At 67.9% G+C, this 17,415-nt stretch carries 14 protein-coding genes; 6 read left to right on the top strand and 8 right to left on the bottom strand.

The features are described 5' to 3' along the window. Nucleotides 1-46 precede the first annotated feature (46 nt). From ABE483_RS15745 to ABE483_RS15735, 3 genes are all read right to left on the bottom strand, one after another. Nucleotides 47-823 (bottom strand): AMP nucleosidase, encoded by a 777-nt coding sequence (locus ABE483_RS15745; RefSeq protein ID WP_088432404.1) that lies wholly within the window; start codon nt 821-823, stop codon nt 47-49. A 68-nt stretch (nt 824-891) separates the two neighbouring features. Continuing rightward, complete coding sequence (locus ABE483_RS15740) at nt 892-1,266, bottom strand: hypothetical protein (RefSeq protein ID WP_313219621.1); 375 nt, start codon at nt 1,264-1,266, stop codon at nt 892-894. Nucleotides 1,267-1,426: 160 nt separating this feature from the next. Then, a complete protein-coding gene (locus ABE483_RS15735) occupies nt 1,427-5,011 on the bottom strand; it encodes an autotransporter domain-containing protein (RefSeq protein ID WP_346481998.1) in 3,585 nt (1,194 codons plus the stop codon). 253 nt (nt 5,012-5,264) lie between these two features. On the opposite strand from ABE483_RS15735, the gene ABE483_RS15730 reads away from it, so the two are divergent. From ABE483_RS15730 to ABE483_RS15710, 5 genes are all read left to right on the top strand, one after another. Then, entirely contained in the window at nt 5,265-6,671 is a 1,407-nt protein-coding gene (locus ABE483_RS15730; RefSeq protein ID WP_346481997.1) for an amidohydrolase, read from the top strand. Continuing rightward, nucleotides 6,668-7,948 carry an amidohydrolase family protein gene (locus tag ABE483_RS15725; RefSeq protein ID WP_346481996.1) on the top strand — a complete coding sequence of 427 codons (1,281 nt, stop codon included), beginning with the start codon at nt 6,668-6,670 and terminating at the stop codon, nt 7,946-7,948. Before ABE483_RS15730 ends, ABE483_RS15725 begins: the two co-directional genes overlap by 4 nt. A 73-nt stretch (nt 7,949-8,021) precedes the next feature. After that, complete coding sequence (locus tag ABE483_RS15720; protein WP_346482004.1) at nt 8,022-8,654, top strand: DsbA family protein; 633 nt, start codon at nt 8,022-8,024, stop codon at nt 8,652-8,654. Between the two features lie 89 nt (nt 8,655-8,743). After that, entirely contained in the window at nt 8,744-9,688 is a 945-nt protein-coding gene (locus ABE483_RS15715; protein WP_346481995.1) for a DegV family protein, read from the top strand. Between the two features lie 112 nt (nt 9,689-9,800). Beyond that, nucleotides 9,801-10,139 carry a hypothetical protein gene (locus tag ABE483_RS15710; protein ID WP_313209123.1) on the top strand — a complete coding sequence of 113 codons (339 nt, stop codon included), beginning with the start codon at nt 9,801-9,803 and terminating at the stop codon, nt 10,137-10,139. On the opposite strand, the gene ABE483_RS15705 is transcribed toward ABE483_RS15710, so the two are convergent. From ABE483_RS15705 to ABE483_RS15690, 4 genes are all read right to left on the bottom strand, one after another. Then, the gene (locus tag ABE483_RS15705; RefSeq protein ID WP_346481994.1) at nt 10,112-11,614 is read right to left on the bottom strand and encodes an efflux transporter outer membrane subunit; all 1,503 of its coding nucleotides are present in this window, start codon (nt 11,612-11,614) and stop codon (nt 10,112-10,114) included. The genes ABE483_RS15710 and ABE483_RS15705 overlap by 28 nt on opposite strands. Then, on the bottom strand, nt 11,614-12,669 hold the full coding sequence (locus ABE483_RS15700) for an HlyD family secretion protein (protein ID WP_313219616.1): 1,056 nt from the start codon (nt 12,667-12,669) through the stop codon (nt 11,614-11,616). The genes ABE483_RS15705 and ABE483_RS15700 overlap by 1 nt, the downstream gene beginning before the upstream one ends. A gap of 17 nt (nt 12,670-12,686) precedes the next feature. Next, nucleotides 12,687-14,228 (bottom strand): MFS transporter, encoded by a 1,542-nt coding sequence (locus ABE483_RS15695; protein ID WP_313219615.1) that lies wholly within the window; start codon nt 14,226-14,228, stop codon nt 12,687-12,689. A 180-nt stretch (nt 14,229-14,408) separates the two neighbouring features. Next, entirely contained in the window at nt 14,409-15,323 is a 915-nt protein-coding gene (locus ABE483_RS15690; protein ID WP_121039741.1) for a LysR family transcriptional regulator, read from the bottom strand. Nucleotides 15,324-15,471: 148 nt separating this feature from the next. On the opposite strand from ABE483_RS15690, the gene ABE483_RS15685 reads away from it, so the two are divergent. Further along, the gene (locus ABE483_RS15685; RefSeq protein ID WP_346464302.1) at nt 15,472-15,918 is read left to right on the top strand and encodes a universal stress protein; all 447 of its coding nucleotides are present in this window, start codon (nt 15,472-15,474) and stop codon (nt 15,916-15,918) included. Nucleotides 15,919-15,988: 70 nt separating this feature from the next. On the opposite strand, the gene ABE483_RS15680 is transcribed toward ABE483_RS15685, so the two are convergent. Beyond that, nucleotides 15,989-17,410 (bottom strand): diguanylate cyclase, encoded by a 1,422-nt coding sequence (locus ABE483_RS15680; RefSeq protein ID WP_346481993.1) that lies wholly within the window; start codon nt 17,408-17,410, stop codon nt 15,989-15,991. Nucleotides 17,411-17,415 lie beyond the last annotated feature (5 nt).

The raw sequence follows: 17,415 nt of genomic DNA, 5'->3' as shown, positions 1-17,415 counted from the left end.
CCCCTGTGGATGGCACGCCCCAAGACGTCCATCCGTTCCATTGCCGTTACTCGTCAAAACGCAGGTGGCGGACCGACTTGCCGTTGCGCCGTATCAGCTTAAGCGCCTCGATACCGATCTGGATATGGTTCTCGACGAACTGTGAGCTGACCTTGGCGTCGGAGACCTCGGTCTTCACGCCGTCGGGAATCATCGGCTGGTCGGACACCAACAGCAAGGCCCCGATCGGGATGTGGTTCGCAAAACCGGCCGCGAACAGGGTCGCCGTCTCCATGTCGATGGCCATGCAGCGCATCACCCGCAGCTTTTCCTTGAAGGCCTCGTCGTGCTCCCAGACCCGGCGGTTGGTGGTGTAGACGGTGCCGGTCCAGTAGTCGTGGCCGAGGTCGCGGACCATGGTCGAGACCGCGCGCTGCAGGGCAAAAGCCGGCAGGGCCGGGACTTCCGGCGGCAGGTAGTCGCTGGAGGTGCCCTCGCCGCGGATCGCGGCGATCGGCAGGATCAGATCCCCCAGCTGGTTCTTGCGCTTGAGCCCACCGCACTTGCCCAGGAACAGCACCGCCTTGGGCATCACCGCCGACAGCAGGTCCATGATGATGGCCGCGTTCGGGCTGCCCATGCCGAAGTTGATCAGGGTGATGTCGTCGCTGGTGACGCTGGCCATCGGCCGGTCCGCGCCTTGGATGGGGGCACCGGTCAGCTGGGAAAAGGTGTGCAGGTAGCCACCGAAGTTGGTCAGCAGGATGTGCTGGCCAAACTGCTCCAACGGCACGCCGGTGTAACGCGGCAGCCAGTTTTCGACGATGTCCTGTTTGGTTTTCATGGGGCTGTTCCGACAAACGACAGGCGACAATTCTGCGAGACCGGCCGCGCGGCGTCGAGCGTGGCCGCTTACTCCCGGTGGTCGATCCCATCGGCCCTGCCCTTGAGGACAAGGGAGACCAGCGAAAGGAGGGCAGCCGGTATGGCCAGCAGCAGGACGAGGGCCGTTGGCGCACCGAACGCCCAGAGCGAGGCGGCAAAGGCGATGGACGATATGCCGACAAACGGAAAGGCGTACTGGATCTGTTTGATCACCAGGTAGCTGGCGGTGGCCGTCAGCAGGGAGAGTGCTGCGAGGAGGATGCGCGCTTCTTTGGGCAGCGCGCTGGGCGACTGCTCGAAGAATCCAGCCACCAGCATGAGGCCGGACGCGAACGCCAGCAGGACAAGCAACCGGTGGTAATGCGTGGCGTGCTTGCGATCGAAGCCTTCGGTGACGTTCATCGACACTTCCTTGTGAATGCAGAGTGGCACGGACGGCCCCCGCCTGTCTGACCCTCCCACGCTGGATGATCACGGCGCAAGTGGCGATCGCGACCTCACGGCCGCAGGCAAGAAAAAGGCGGCCAATGGCCGCCTTTTCCCGTTTACCAGTACCGCTGGATCAGAACTGCACGGACCAGCGCGCGGTGACGCTGCGGTCGCGGGCGTCGTCACCGAAGGTGCCGTTGTAGCCCAGCTCCAGCTGGTTGCGCGGGCTCAACCAGGCCGACAGGCCCAGCTCGGCGACCACGGCGTTGTCGGCAATCGCCGCACCGCTGACCGCGAAGCTGCTGCCGCCGGTCCAGGCCAGATCGGCGACCTGGCTGCGGTCGCCGGAGGCACGGCGGTAACCGACGCCACCGCGCACGTGCAGCCAGCTTTCCTGCTGCCACGAGGTCTTCAGGCCCTTGTCGAACCGAACACCGGCGGTCGCCACGTTGGTGCGGGTGTCGGCGACCTGGCCGTGCAGTGCCGCAGCACCGCCCTGCTCGGTGATGCCGTCCACGTCCACCTCAACGCGCGCGAACTGCAGGTACGGCTCCAGGCCACCTTCGCGACCACCGAAGCGGTATGCGCCCTCGATGAAGCCCTGGCGGGTGGTGGCGTCGTACGTGGCCGACAGCGCGTCCTGGTAGCCGGCAAACGTCAGCTGACGCTTGCTGTCCACGTCATGGCGGGAATAACCCAGACCGGCGCGCAGACCGAACGCCCCCCACTGATTGCCCACGTAGGCACCGAAGTGGGTGTTGTCGATCTCCGACCGGGCGCCGCGACCCGCGGCCTGCTTGATGTCGGTCCGGCCGGTACCAACCAGCCCACCGACCTGCCAACCGCCGCCGAACACATGATCGGCACCGACCAGCAGACCATTGCTGTTGGAATCGGTGCGCGCGGCATTGGCATCGCCGTCGAGCTTGCCGCTGCCACCGATCGCCTGCACCCACGCGCCGCCACCGGCCGCCTCATCCGCGGCCCCCGGCGAACGCACACCCACGGCACGGCTCAGCGCCGCATCACGCAGGTAACGGCTGCTTTCCACCAGCGCCATCGGCGTGGCGGCGTGGAGTTCACCACTCAGCGCGTCCAGTGCCGCACCGACCTGGGCCGGGAACAGCTGGGTCAGCGGCTTGGGCAGGCCCTGGTTGATGGCCAGGCCATCGGCGCTGGTGGCCACGGCGATCTGGTTCGGCGTGACCGCAGCGCTGGCCAGCGCGTTGCCGCGGGCGACGTCGATGCGCAGCCCATTGGCGCTGTAGCCCAGGCTGAACTTCAGGAACGGCGAGAAGGCCGAGAAGTCGGTCGTGGCGAACTGACCGTTGATGCCACCGGCAGCCTGCAGGAAGTTGAACTGCTCACCAAGGTAGTACACGCCGGCTTCCGGCAGTGCCTTCAGGGTGCCATCCAGCGTGGCCGTACCGGTGACGCGCAGCAGATCGCTGCGGCTGCCCGGGGCCAGCTCGGCCTGGTAGATGCCGGTGGCGGTCTGCACGTAATCGCCGTTGATGGTCAGCGTGCCGATCGAGTTGCCCGGGGCGATGATGCCTTCCACGCGGGTGCTGCCCAGCGTGCCGACGCCCTTCAAAGTGCCCTTGGCACCGACCACCGTCGCGCCATCCTGCTGCACGCCGTTGAAGGACACGGTGCCGGCGGTGACGAACAGGTCCGAGCCGTCCAGCAGGGCACCGGCATTGACGCGGGTGGCACCCGACGAGGTCAGCGAGCTGTCGAGCAGCCGGCCATTGAGCACGAAGCTGCCGCCGCTGCCGACGCTGGTGTCGCCCGCCTGCTGCAGACCGTTGAACGTGACCGAACCGCCGGTCACGTTGAGCGCCGAACCCTTGAGCACGCCCGTGGTGGAGATCACGCTGCTTCCCCCCAGGCTGTTGAGCGTGGTGGACACCAGGCTGCCGTTGAGCAGGAACTGGCCGCCCTGTACATCGACCGAAGCGGTCAGTGCATTCGCACCGTCCAGTTCCAGCACGCCGTCGCGCACGATGGCGCCGTTGAAGCTGTTGTCACCGCTCAGGCGCAGCCAGCCGATACCGGACTTGGTCAGCTTGCCCGGGCCGCCGATGTCATTGGTCCAGTCGTCCCACGCATCGCCTTCCCACACCTTCAGGCCACCGGCTTTCTGGTTCATGACCACGTCGGTGTCCACGCGCAGCAGGCCGTAGCCTTCGATGGCGGTCTTCAGATCGACCATGCCCCAGCCGTAGATCGCATCGACGCCGGGCGCGCCCAGGTCGCGTGCCGTGGTCAACAACACATCGCGCACCTGTGCGTTGTCGAGGTACGGGAAGCGCTCCATCAGCAGACCGAGCGCACCGGTGATGTGCGGTGCCGCCATCGATGTGCCGGTCTTGTAGCCGTAGGTGTACTCAGGGCTTTCGCTTTCGATGAGAAAACGCAGGTAATCCTCGGTCAGCTCCATGCGACCGTTGATCTCGCCGGCCACGATCGTGCTGGCGATGTTGGTGCCCGGTGCGGACAGGCACCAGTTGGCCGAAGCACCACAGATGCTGGAACTGGCATCAATGACGTAGTCCGTCTCACCTGCGGTGGGGAGACGGACATTCGCGACGGCCAGCCAGTACGGCTCGATCTCCGGGTTCCAGCGCGGCAATGCCGCCGTGATGCCAGCCATGCCGCCAGCAGAGTTGCCTGCCGACCACACCTGGATCAGCTTGGAACCCGGTGCACCCTCCGTTTCACCATAGATGCTGCCGTAGACGCCGTAGTCCGCGCCGATCGCAGCGTACTGCGCATCCAGGCTCTCCACCGTGGCATGGCGGGTCGAGATGCCCCAGCTGTGATTGAGCGCGCGCACGCCCTGCGCGTCTGCCTGGGCATACATGTCCAGTGTGGCGGCATCGTCCGGATCCGTGCGATACAACGCGCGCGGCCGGTAGAAGTTGTCAGGATCCAGGCGCCACTCGTAATACGTGTCGCCAAAGACGCGGGCAGCGGTCAGGTTGGCGCCAAAGGCCACGCCATGCATCCCGTTGCCATCGCGGTTGGCGCCGACGGTGCCCAACACGTGCGTGCCATGGTCGGCGTAGCTGAAGCCGTACGGCTGGCCTGCCGCGATCAGGCGATCAGCAAGCGCAGGCGGCACACCCGGCCCCAGACCGTAGTAGTTATACCCGGGCTGGTCGCCCCGGGTGCTGCCGCAGGCACCTTCGCCCGCCACGATGCTCGGGTCGGCGCAGCCGCCGTTGCCGATGGAGATGCTGGACGTGTTGCGTCCGGCGAATTCGTCGTGGGCAAGGGCAGAGCCCGAATCGAACACGCCCAGGCGCACACCCTGACCGGTAAGGCCGCGCGCATACGCGTAATCAGCCCCCATTGCGGCCAGACCCCAGTCGGCATTGAACTCATCGCTGTGCCAGCTTTCCACATCACCCGGCTTGCCGAGGATGGGGTTGGCCGCCTCGGCGCTGACGCGCGGGCTGGTGAGGTAACCGGCCTGGCCAATGGAGGCGGTCGGCGCGGCAAACGCCGCCGCCAGCGAGGCGGTCTGCAGATCACGGCCGAATGCGGCGGACTGCTCGGCGCGCTGCTGCTGATAACGCTGCAGGGCATCGCTGGTAGGAGCGGCCAGCGCCGGAACGGCGCTGGCGGAAAGCAGGGTGCCGATGATGGCCGAGGCCAGCAGGGACGGCGAAGGGCGACGGAACGTCGCGCGGGACAGTGAATTCACGGTCATGTACTGAGAACTTCCTTGATCTGGTTCGAGTGTTGGAATCTGGAACTGGATGCACTGCGACTCTCTTGCGACGGGCGCGCATCGGTCCTCGCCGCCGCTTTGAGCCTACCCGAAAAATTCATGAAAAGTTCACAATTGTTTCTCATATCAGTGCTAGGTCTCATTTGCTAAAACTATGCAGAAGGTCACTTGGCAAACGACCCGCGTCCCGGATAGCGTCGAAGAATTGTGTCCATGCGGCTTGGGGAGAACCATGCAGAAGTTGTTGAGCGTCGGCGTTGGCCTGGCGTTGATGTCGATCGTGTCCGCGCCGGCGCCCGCCGCGTCGCGCTTCCTCCAGGATCCCTACCCCAGTACCTATGCGCCGATCGCCTCGGCCCCGGTGTTGATCAGCAATGCCACCGTGCTCACCGGCACCGGCGTGCGCCTGGACAACGCCGATGTGCTGCTGCGCGACGGCCGCATCGCGGCGGTGGGTACCGGCCTCACAGCCCCGGCCGATGCGGTGCGTGTCGACGGCCAGGGCAAGTGGGTGACCCCCGGCATCATCGATGTGCACTCGCACCTGGGCGTGTATCCCAGCCCGGGCGTCAGTGCGCACAGCGACGGTAACGAGATGACCGCACCGGTCACTGCCAATGTCTGGGCCGAGCACTCGGTATGGCCGCAGGATCCCGGCTTTGCCGCGGCACTGGCCGGTGGCGTGACCTCGATGCAGGTGCTGCCCGGTTCGGCCAATCTGGTCGGCGGCCGCGGGGTCACGTTGAAGAACGTGCCCGCAACGACCTACCAGGCCATGAAGTTCCCCGGCGCGCCGTGGGGCCTGAAGATGGCCTGCGGCGAGAACCCCAAGCGCGTCTACGGCGGCAAGGGCACCGCGCCGGGCACGCGCATGGGCAATGTCGCCGGTTACCGCGCGGCCTTCATCGATGCCAGCGAATACATCGCCAAGAACACCCCCAAGCAGCCGAAGAAGAAGCGCTGGTTCAGCGGTGACGACAAGGGCGACAGCGCCGGCGACAGTGGCGGCAAGCGCGATCTCAAGCTGGATACGCTGGCCGGCGCCATCCAGGGCGACATCCGCGTGCATATCCACTGCTACCGCGCCGATGAGATGGCCACGATGCTGGATCTCTCCAAGGAGTTCGGCTTCAAGATCGCCGCCTTCCATCACGCGGTGGAGGCCTACAAGCTGGCCGACCGGCTCGCCGAGGAAGGCGTGTGCGGTGCGCTGTGGGCCGACTGGTGGGGCTTCAAGATGGAGGCCTTCGATGGCATCCAGGAGAACATCGCCCTGGTCGACCGCCCGGCCAACAGCTGCGCGATCGTGCATTCCGATTCCCCGGAGGGCATCCAGCGCTTGAACCAGGAAGCGGCCAAGGTGATCGCCAACGCACGCCGGGCTGGCATCGAGATCGCCCCGGAGCGCGCCATGATGTGGCTCACCTCCAACGCGGCGCGCTCGCTGGGTGTGGAGAAGCAGACCGGCAGCCTGGAGGCCGGCAAGATGGGTGACGTGGTGGTCTGGAACGGCAGCCCCTTCAGTTCCTACGCACTGGCCGAAAAGGTCTACGTCGATGGCCATCAGGTCTATGACCGCCAGGACGTGAGGCGGCAGCCGCTGTCGGACTTCATGCTCGGCCAGGAGGCACGCCCATGAGCCGCCGCGTCTCGATGCGCCTGCTTCCGCAGGCCTTGCTGTTGATTGCCGGCGCCTGCGTGGCACCGTCCTTGTTCGCGCAGGATCTGCTGATCCGCAACGCCACGGTGCACACCGCCGCCGCACGCGGCAGCCTGGCGCACAGCGATGTGCTGATCCAGGGCGGTGTGATCCGCGCCGTCGGTCCCGGCCTGTCCGCACCGCCCGGTGTAGCGGTGGTCGAGGCCGCGGGCAAGCCGCTCACCCCGGCGCTGTTCGGCGGCATCACCGACATCGGTATCGAAGAGGTGTCCGGCGAATCGGCCACGGTCGACAGCGCGCTCAAGCTGGAAGACCAGCCGCTGCGTCCGGAATTCGATGTCACCCTGGCCTTCAATCCGGACTCGGTGCTGATCCCGGTGGCGCGGCTGGATGGCATCGGCTTCACCCTGCTCGGGGCGAATACCGGCGGCGGCTTCATCGCCGGCCAGGGCGGGCTGATGCGGCTGGACGGCAGCGCCGATCCGGTCGGCCCGCAGGCGCTGTTCATCCGCCTCGGTGCATCCGGCGCGGAGCTGACCGGCACCTCGCGGGCCGCGCAGTGGATGCTGCTGGAACAGATGGTCAGCGAGGCGCGTGGGCGCGTGCCGGCGGACTCTCCGCATGCGCTGCTCACACCCGCCGGGCGCGCCACGCTGGCGCGCTACCTGGCCGGCCAGGGCCGGATCGTGGTGCAGGTCGATCGCGCGGCGGACATCCGCCAGCTGCTGCGCTGGGCCGGCCGCGAGAAGGTCAAGATCGCCATCGCCGGCGGTGCCGAGGCGTGGCGCCTGGCCCCGCAGCTGGCCCAGGCCGGCGTGCCGGTGTTCGTGGATGGGCTGGGCAACCTGCCGAGCAGCTTCGATCAGCTCGGCGCGACCCTGCAGAACGCCGCGCGCCTGAAGGCGGCCGGCGTGCCGGTCAGCTTCGCCCAGCGCGACGATGCCTCGCACAACGCGCGCAAGATGCGCCAGCTGGCCGGCAATGCCGTCGCCAACGGGTTGCCCTGGGATGATGGCCTGGCGGGCCTGACCCGGGTGCCGGCCCAGGCGCTGGGCGTCGGCGACCGGCTTGGCACCATCGAGCCGGGCAAGCTGGCCGATCTGGTGCTGTGGGAAGGCGATCCGCTGGATGTCGGGCATTACGCCGAGCAGGTCTGGCTGGGCGGTCGCGCGATGCCGATGCGGTCGCGCCAGACCGAGCTGCGCGACCGCTACCAGGCGCCGGCGTCGAGCGAACCGCGCGCATACTCGCGCTGAGTCCCTGCACAGGGCCGCTGCCTGCGGCGGCCCTGCGTTCGGCGGCACTGCCGTCCCGCAACGTGAGCACCCGATCATGGCCCTGCGCTGGTATTTCGATTTCGTCTCACCGTTCGCCTACCTGCACTGGCAGCAGCTCAAGGCCCTGCCGCAGTTCAAGAGCATTGTGCCGGTGCCGATCGCCTTCGGCGCGGTGCTGCACCACCTGGGCAATCTGGGCCCTGCCGAGATCCCCGCCAAACGACTGTTCACCTATCGGCAGGCGCTGTGGCAGGCCCGCAGCGCCGGGGTGACACTGCGTTTTCCAGCGGGCCACCCATTCAATCCGCTGGCCGCCCTGCGCCTGTGCCTGGCCGCCGGGGCCACCCACGAGACGGTCGACCTCCTGTTCAACTGGATCTGGCGCGACGGCCACGCCGGCGACAGTGCGGCCGCGCTCGCCCTGCCCGGCGCGATGCTGGACATCGCCGATGTCGCTGCGGCGATCGGCGCACCGTCGGTCAAAGAGGAACTGCGGCGCAACACGGATGCCGCGCTGGCCGCGGGGGTGTTCGGCGTGCCGACGCTGGCGATCGGCAGCGAACTGTTCTGGGGCAACGACGCCCACCCGCTGATGCAGGCGGTGCTGGCCGACCCGCGCCTGCTTGAGCAGGGGGAGTGGGCCCGGATCGAGGATCTGCCGGTGGCGGTGGAACGCAGCCGCTGAGCCCGGGCCGGCTCCCCGGTCAGGCAAGGCGAGCCGTTTTGAGATAGCGTTCACGTTTCCGAACCTACAACCTGCCGGAGGGGCACAGGATGCGCATCGGAATCGTGGTCGACTCTGCGTGCGATCTGCCGCAGGATTTCATTGAACAACACAACATCGTGCTGCTGCCGATCACCGTCCGCATCGGCGAGGCCGTGCTGGCCGACCATCGCGACGAACAGGCGACACTGAGCTTTCTGCATGCCCATGTGGCCGAGCATGGCGCCGAGGCGGAGACCATTCCGTTCAGCGTCAATCAGATCCGGGATCTGTTCCTGGGCAAGCTGGTGATCGATTACGACCATGTGTTCTGCATGACGATCACCAAGACCCGCAGCCCGATCCACGACAACGCGATGCAGGCCAGCTTCGCGATCCTCAACGATTACAAGCCGGTGCGGCAGGCGGCAGGGTTCAACTCACCGTTCGCGCTGCGCGTGCTCGATACCCAGAACCTGTTCGCCGCACAGGGCGTGACCGCGGTGGAAGCGGTGCGCCTGCGCGACAGTGGCGCGAGCGTGCAGCAGATCCGCGAGCGACTGGAGCTGCTGGCGCACAACGTACACGGCTACATGATCACCCGTGATCTGTACTACATGCGCGCCCGGGCACGTCATAAGGGCGACCGCAGCGTGGGCCTGATCAGCGCCGCGCTGGGCAGCGCGCTGGACATCAAGCCGGTGCTGCATGGCTACCGCGGCGAGACCGGGCCGGTGGCCAAGATCAAGGGCTTCGACAATGCGGTGAAGAAGCTGTTCGATTTCGTCGGCCAGCGGGTCAAGGGCGGCCTGATGACGCCAACCGTGTGCATCAGCTACGGCGGCGAGCTGGCCGACCTGCAGGCCCTGCCCGGCTACGCCATGTTGCGTGAGACCTGCCAGGCGCATGGCGTGGATGTGTTCGAGGCGGTGATGAGCCTGACCGGCATGGTCAACGTGGGCAAGGGCGCGGTGACGATCGGGTTTGCCGACGGCCCACACACCTTCAACGGCTGACCGCACTGGTCAGCATCGCCGCGGCCATGCCACGATCCGGGCACGGCCGCGGGTTCTGCACGCGGATTGCACCGCGTCTCTGCCAGCCTTGCCGTATTCAATGGAGGTAACCATGCCAGTAAGTTATGACATCAGCCTGCCGGACCCGGCCAAGGCGCGCGGCAACGATCCGGACCTGTCCTTCCACGCCCAGGGCGCGGCAGGGTTGGCCGAAGAGCTTCAGAATGCCCTGCGCACCCCGGTGCTGTTCGACCGCTGGCGCGCCAAACAGGACGATCCCGACGCGGTCGACCCGCAGTGGGGCGCGACCGATCCGGCCGCCACCGTGACCGGCGCGCAGGATGATCTGCGCATCAACCTCTGCGCCACCACCAGCATCGACAGCGACGTGTTCAAGCAGCGCCTGCGCATGCTGGCCGGCAGTCACTGGGAACTGCGCAACGTGCGTTGAGCCATGTTGCCCGGCCCGCTGGCAGCCGACGCGCTGCCAGCGCGGGTCACGCCTACCCCCACATCGCGCCAGCCGCCACCCAGCGCGCGATACAGATCCACCCGTGCGATCGCAGCCGCCGCCTGGCTGTCAGCCAGCGCTGCCTGGTTGTCCAGCGCGATGCGCTGGGTGGTCAGCACGTCGAGCATATCGATCACCCCGGCCTGGTACTGACGACGCGCAGCCATCAAGGCACGATCACTTTCCTCCACCGCCACCTGCAGCGCCTGCCCGCGTCGCTGCTCCGCGCTGTACCCGTCTATCGCATCGTCCACGTCGTGCCACGCCTGCAGCACCGTCTTCTGGAACTGCAGCGCAGCTTGGCGTTCCTGCAGCCGGCTCAGAGCGAGGTTCGCTTTCAACCTGCCGCCCTGGAAGATCGGCAGACTGATCGCCGGACCGATGCTGAAACGATGGGCGTTCCAGCCGTCCAGGTCGTCGAGCTGTTTGGCCTGGAAGCCGGCATCGCCATTGAGGGTGATGCGCGGCAGGAAGTTGGCCTTGGCCACACCGATGCCAGCCGTCGCCGCATGCAGGGCCGCTTCGGCGCGGCGGATGTCCGGGCGGCGCTCGACCAGGTCGCTGGGTAGCCCGGCCGCCATGCCGGGCAACGCCGGCCAATCGCGCCGCGCGTTTTCCAGCTGTGCGTCCAGCGCCTGCGGGGAGCGCGCCAGCAACAGGGCCAGCGCATTGCGCAGGTGCGATTGCCGATGCTGCAGCGGCGCCACCCGCGCCTCCAGCGCTGCCACCTGCGCGGCCGCACTGGCCACCTGCAAGGTGGTCGCTACGCCCTGCTGCTGGCGGGAAAGGGTCAGCCGCTGCACGTCGCGCGCGATGTGCAGGTTGTCCTCGGTGATCGCCAGCAACTGACGCGTCGCGCGCAGCTGCAGATAGGTACCGGCGGCTTCAGCCATCACCGCGGTCTGCACCGCGTGCCAGTCTTCGTTGGCGATCTGCACGCGGGCATCGGCGATCTCCACCTGGCGGCGCACACGGCCCCAGAGATCCAGCTCCCAGCTCAGGCCGATACCGGCCTGGAACAGTCCATAGTCCTCCCGCCCGGCATTGCCGGACGGATCGTTCAAACCCACTTCGCTGTTGCGCGCACGGGTGGCGCCGACCGTCGCGCCGACGGCCGGGACGCGGTCGGCGGCGCTGCTCCGGCGCAGCGCGCGGCTCTGCGCGACGCGGTTGGCCGCCAGCTGCACATCCAGATTGGCGCGCATGGCCTGGCTCGCCAGCGCCACCAGCAGCGGATCCTCGAAGCCGTTCCACCACGCCGCGTCATCAGCGAAGGCCGCCGAGGTGATCACGCCACCCTCCCACTGCGCGGGCAGGCTTGCCTGGGGCCGCACGAAGTCCGGGCCGAGGGTGCAGGCCGCCAGTGCGGTGCACAGCGCGCTGCCTGCCATCAGGCGCACCGTCTGCCGGCGCATCATGCGCCCTCCCCCGGCAGCCCACGCCCGCCGCTGTCCAGATCCACGCGCGCCTCCACCGACATGCCGGCGCGCAGCTTGCCGGCCAGCGGTTGGCCTTCGTCGAGCACGATCTTCACGGGTATCCGCTGCACCACCTTGGTGAAGTTGCCGGTGGCGTTCTCCGGCGCGATCGCGGCGAAGGTCACCCCGGTCGCCGGGGCGATGCTGTCGATCCGGCCGTGCAGCGACTGGCCGGGGAACACATCCACCTGCACGTCTACGCGCTGTCCGGCGTGCATGCGCGTCATCTGCGTTTCCTGGAAGTTGGCGACGACGAATGCCTGCTGCAGCGGCACCACCGCGAGCACCGGCGTGCCCGGGGTAAGGTAAGCCCCCACGCGCACTGCGCGGCGGCCAACCATGCCATCGATGGGCGCGCGCAGCTCGGTATGCGACAGATCCAGTTCGGCACGGGCCTGTGCGGCGTCGGCCCGCTCCACGGCGGCCTGCGCGGACTGCACGCTGGCGGTCAGCAGCGCAGTGCGCTGGCGTGCATTGACCACGGCCGCGGTGCCCTGTTGCAGATGCGCACTGGCCACCGCCTGGCGCGACTGCGCCTGCTGTGCGTTCTGCACGGTGCCGGCACCGTCGCTGGCCAGCGCTTGATAGCGGCGTTGATCGGCCTGGGCGAGGCTGAGCTCGGCGCGACTGACATCCACACTGGCCTGGGCCTGATCGATTACCGAACCCTGCTGCGCCAACGCGGCCTGCGCATTGGCCAGTTGCGCCCGTGCATTGGCGAGATCGGCACGCGCGGCCGCCAGCGCGACCTGATAGTCGCGATCATCGATGCGCGCGAGCACATCGCCGGCCTTGACCGTCTGGTTGTCCCGCACGCGGACCTCGCTGACGAAGCCAGCGATCTTCGGCGCGACCACGGTGAAGTCCGCGGTGACATAGGCGTTGTTGGTGGATTGATGGCGGCCATCGTGCAGCAGCCACCCGGCGCCGCCGGCGAGCAGCAGCAGGCCGGCAGCGATGACGAAGGGAACGGAGTTGCGATGCAGGGACACAGGGGAGTTCCTTGAATTCAAGCCACGGCACGTGGCGGATACATGCGTGTGGGCAGCCACGGAATCAGCGCGATCAGCGCCACCGCCACCCACGCGACGAGGAGATAGAGATCGGCCGAGGTCAGCGCCACGACCTGCGCATGCAGACGCGCGCCCAGCCCGGGTGCGGCGCCCGCGTCAAACCAGGGTGCGTTGCCGATCCGGTCGACCAGCGCGGTCGAGTGCAGATGGCTGCGCGCGGTGGTGACCGCCTCGAGCAGGCCACCGGCGAGGACCGCGGCGAAGCCTTTGACGGTGTTGAACCATGCTGAAGCGAAGGGGCCATCGGTCGGCGCCAGGCTGCCGGTGGCGAGCATCAGCAGCGGCAGCACCGCCATCGGCTGGGCGATGACCTGGATCACCTGCAGCCACACGAAGTTGTCGCGGTGCCAATCGGTGGTCAGCTGCGCGCCCAGGCCACAGGCCAACGCCAGCAGGCCCAGGCCGATCGCCTGCACCCAGCGGCTGTCCACCCGGCGCTGGTTGAGCAGGGTCGCCACCAGCGGCAGCGCGATCAGCTGCGGCAACGCGACCCACAGCAGCATCGGCGCGGTCTGCAGCGGCCGGTAGCCCTGCACCTTGGCCAGGAAGCTGGAGGGAATCATGATCACCGCCAGCAGCACGAACAGCACGCCACCGAGGGTGATCAGCGCGTAGCTCAGATTGCGGTTGGCCAGCAGCTGCAGCTTGAAGAACGGCAGCGGGTGCGACCATTCGTTGTAGAAGAACAGCGCCAACAGGCCAGTGCCACCGCCGAGCAGCAGGCAGACCAGCGGCGAGGCGAACCAGTCCAGGCGCGGCCCCTGCACCAGGCCGATGACCAGCATCACCAGCGCCGGGAACCCGAGCGCCAGGCCGACCCCGTTGAACTGCGCGAAACGCTCCAGCCGCAGCGGGTCCTGCGGCAGGCCCCATGCCACCATGCCCAGCGCGGCCACACACCACGGCACGATCTGCCAGAACGCCCAGTGCCACCCCACGTAGTCCACCCACAGCGCGGCCATCGGTGTGCCCAGGCTCGGCCCGAACGTGGCCGTCAGCGCATAGCCGGCCAGGCCGTACAACTTGATGCCCGGCGGCAGGAAGCGCAGCGCCACGCTCATCAGCAGCGGTGGCAGCGCGCCGCCCGCCAGCCCCTGCAGCGCGCGCAGGATCAGGAACGAGGGCAGATCCGGTGCGAACGGACACAGCACGCCCAGCACCATGAAGGCGCCGATCATCACCAGTGCGAAGCGACGCAGTGAGAAGGTCACCGCGCACCACGGCGCAAACGCCATCGCGCTGACCGACATCGCCGTGTACAGCGCGATGATCCAGCTGCCGTCATCGGCACTGAACCCCATCGCGCCCCGGATGTCGGCCAGCGCGACCTTGGTGACGTTTTCGTTGATACCCGAGATCAACACAGCCAGCAGCACGCCGCACAGGCCCACGGCCAGACGCAGGCCGAACACCGCCTGCGCGGGCGGTGCAGCCGGCACGGCAGTTGCTGCCGGCAACGGGGCGGCAACAGCAGTCATCGAACACCCCCCGGGTACGGGGGATGCAGCGGGAACAACACGGACATGGGTCCACTCCACGACGGGGAGCGGCAGTCTAGGCAGCGCCGATGCTGCGAAAAATGCTGCGCCGGCCATCGCTGGCGTGCATCAGACGCACGCCTCACCGGTGACCGTGCAGGCGGCCGGGGTCGCAGTGCGTCAGGCCTGCGTGGACTCCGCGTCGCACATCGCCTTGATGCTGCGGCGCAGCCAGCGATGCGCCAGATCGCTGTCCAGGCGGGGATGCCATGCCTGCACGACAATCGCGCTGCGGACCGGAATCGGCAGTTCAAACAGGCGCAGCGGTACCCCGAGGCGTTCCAGCCGGCCCAGCATCACGCTGGGCATCTGCGGCAGGATCAGGTCCGAATCGGCCGCGGCGAAGATCGCCGAGTGGAAGGTCGGCATGATCTGCGCGACCCGTCGGGTCAGCCCCAGCGCTTCCAGGTCCTCATCGATCGGGCCATACCACCGGCCACGGCGCGATACGGCGATGTGGTCGAAGGCCACGAAGCGCTCGGCAGTGATCTCGCCGGCGAAGATCGGGTGGCCCTCGTGGGCGGCACCGAAGAACGAGGTACTGAACAGGTTCTGCACCTTGGTATCGGCGCTCAGCTTGCTGACAGCGCTGATGTGCAGATCGATCCGGCCCTGCGCCATCGCATCGTCGTCCCCATCGCCCTCGGGCACGAACCGCAGCACCGAGCACGGCGCCTGCGCCTTGAACAACTCGCGCATGCGGCCACCGTACGTGCCGACAAACACATCGTTGGCGCGGATGCTGAAGGTGCGCTCCAGCGTCAGCATGTCGACCTCGCGGCCGGCATTGAACACCAGGTGGGCCTGCTCGATCACCCCGCGCACCTGCTCACGCAGTTGCAGCGCGCGCGGGGTCGGGGCCAGGCCACGGCCGGCGCGGACCAGCACCGGATCGCCGATCGCCTCGCGGATGCGGCCCAGGGTACGGCTCATCGCCGGGGCACTGAGGTTCATCCGCCGCGCCGCGCCCACGACGCTGCCCTCCTCGATCAGGGCATCCAGGGCAATGAGCAGGTTCAGATCGGGCATGGTCACGGCAGTATCACCTTCAACGTGTGGCGGTGACTTTACTGCAATCCAAAACCGGTATTGATGCGCCCAACGCACGGCTCCGCTGCGGCGCACGGCATGGGTCCAGCGCCAACGGTGCGCGACCCTAGCGCCCCCTCTGCCGAGATTGCCGATGTTCACCAAGATCCTCGTCGCCCTGGATGGCGGCCCACAGCACGCCCAGGTACTGGACCTCGCCGGGTCGCTGGCCGGGCCTTCCACCCGGTTGCACCTGCTGTGCGTGCTGGACCCCGCCTTCGCGCTGGCCGACGACGCACCCCGTGCCGAGCACGCCGAGTATCCGGCCGCCGACGCCCAGGTCCACCAGGCCGAACAGCTGCTTGCCACCGCCCTGAACAGCCTGCGCGAGCGCGGTATCGACGGCATCGGCCACCACCCGGCCGGCGAGCCGGCGCAGGTGATCTGCGACCATGCCCGCCAGCACGGCTGTGACCTGATCGTCATTGGCCATCGCCACCTGTCGCGGCTGGAACGCCTGCTGGACCGCTCGGTCGGGCAATGGACAGTGGACCATGCGCCCTGCCCGGTGCTGGTGGAAGTGCGCGGTGGCGATGCCTGAGCGAACGCCGGCGTGCCGTCATCCATCGGCCGCGGCCGTGCCTTGGCCCGGCGGCGAACGGTGATCGCGCTCAGCCCGGTGCGCCGCCCGCTTCCACCCGATTGCGCCCGCCCCGCTTGGCGGCGTACAGCGCGGCATCCGCCGCCGCCAGCACCTCGGCAGGATCGGCGTCCAACACCCTCGGCACGGTCCCGACGCCGATGCTGATCGTCACCGGTCGTCCCGACTCAGCGGAAGGCAACTGCAGCTGCTCCACTGCACGGCGCATGCGCTCGGCCAGTGCAGGAGCGCCTGCCAGCGGCGTGGATGCCACCACCACGGCGAATTCCTCACCGCCATAACGGGCAACCAGATCCGTGCTGCGCACCGCGCACCCCGCCAACGTTGCAGCGACCAGGCGCAGGCATTGATCGCCGGCCGGGTGCCCGAAGCGGTCGTTGAACGCCTTGAAGCAGTCGATATCGACCATCAGCAACGCGATCCCCTGCCCGCTTCGCCGCGCCTGCTCCCACGCATCACGCAGGCTCTGGTCGAACTGGCGTCGGTTGGCCAGGCCGGTGAGGCTGTCGATCCGCGACAATGCATCGAGCTGGTCCTGCCGCGCGAACGAACGCATCTGCATCAACACACTGCGCAGGCCCGACCCCACGGTAGCCAATGCAAACCCGGCTACGGCCAGATAGGGATGCTCACGCACCATCAATGCCGACACCACCACCAGCGACAGGGCCAGGATCAAGGGGCTCCCGGCACGCACGGCCATCACCAGCGCGCGCGGCACACGCACTTCACTGCGTCGAGAAGGCCGCAGCGCCATGATCGCCAGCAACAGGAACGGGACATCGATCAGCAGATCGACCAGGCCGCCGTAGCCGCCCTCCGTCTCGACGTAGTTGATGTACGCGGCAACGCCCAGGTACACCCAGGCGAACACGCACAACGTGCGGAAGAACACGCGCCGTGAAGGATCTTCGCTCGCCCGCCAGCGCAGCAGCGCAAAGCCGGCGATGAAAATGTTCTCCACATCGAACATCAGCCGCAGGGGTGCGATCCCGTCCTCGCCCGCATCGCTGAGCGTGGCGAACGAGAAGGTATAGACGAAGAACAGGTAGCCCAGCAGCAGCGCGAGCAGCGCATCGATCAGACTGAGATACCACGGCTCCTGCCGGGGATGGGCCATCGCAAATGTGAGCGGCACGCCGTACAGCACGTACAACAGCATGCCAAGCCCCGGCGTCGCATCGGCATTGCCGCGGCCGACCTCCTGATACATGTTCAGCGCCATGCCGGCCGCCCACAGCCCCGTGCCCAGCGCCATCGCGACCCAGCCGACGATCGACGCGCTGCGGCGGCCCCGCCACGCACAGGCCAGCCCGGCCAGCAGGGGCGCTCCGATCAGGAACACATAGGACACCGGCAGCGCATGCGCGGGCATCAGCACCAGCGCGATGCCATGGCACAGCAGGTACAGCAGCGACAGCCAGACCACCATGCGGC

The organism is Stenotrophomonas sp. TWI602 (assembly GCF_039674045.1).
Taxonomy (GTDB): Bacteria; Pseudomonadota; Gammaproteobacteria; order Xanthomonadales; family Xanthomonadaceae; genus Stenotrophomonas.
Note: the sequence above shows the minus strand (reverse complement) of the source record. Positions and strands in the feature narration are given on the sequence as shown.

What these genes read in the sequence shown, in the direction of transcription:
- ABE483_RS15745 (WP_088432404.1), bottom strand. Translation starts at nt 823, where the DNA reads ATGAAAACCAAACAGGACATCGTCGAAAACTGGCTGCCGCGTTACACC.
- ABE483_RS15740 (WP_313219621.1), bottom strand. Translation starts at nt 1,266, where the DNA reads ATGAACGTCACCGAAGGCTTCGATCGCAAGCACGCCACGCATTACCAC.
- ABE483_RS15735 (WP_346481998.1), bottom strand. Translation starts at nt 5,011, where the DNA reads ATGACCGTGAATTCACTGTCCCGCGCGACGTTCCGTCGCCCTTCGCCG.
- ABE483_RS15730 (WP_346481997.1), top strand. Translation starts at nt 5,265, where the DNA reads ATGCAGAAGTTGTTGAGCGTCGGCGTTGGCCTGGCGTTGATGTCGATC.
- ABE483_RS15725 (WP_346481996.1), top strand. Translation starts at nt 6,668, where the DNA reads ATGAGCCGCCGCGTCTCGATGCGCCTGCTTCCGCAGGCCTTGCTGTTG.
- ABE483_RS15715 (WP_346481995.1), top strand. Translation starts at nt 8,744, where the DNA reads ATGCGCATCGGAATCGTGGTCGACTCTGCGTGCGATCTGCCGCAGGAT.
- ABE483_RS15710 (WP_313209123.1), top strand. Translation starts at nt 9,801, where the DNA reads ATGCCAGTAAGTTATGACATCAGCCTGCCGGACCCGGCCAAGGCGCGC.
- ABE483_RS15705 (WP_346481994.1), bottom strand. Translation starts at nt 11,614, where the DNA reads ATGCGCCGGCAGACGGTGCGCCTGATGGCAGGCAGCGCGCTGTGCACC.
- ABE483_RS15695 (WP_313219615.1), bottom strand. Translation starts at nt 14,228, where the DNA reads ATGACTGCTGTTGCCGCCCCGTTGCCGGCAGCAACTGCCGTGCCGGCT.
- ABE483_RS15685 (WP_346464302.1), top strand. Translation starts at nt 15,472, where the DNA reads ATGTTCACCAAGATCCTCGTCGCCCTGGATGGCGGCCCACAGCACGCC.
- ABE483_RS15680 (WP_346481993.1), bottom strand. Translation starts at nt 17,410, where the DNA reads ATGGTGGTCTGGCTGTCGCTGCTGTACCTGCTGTGCCATGGCATCGCG.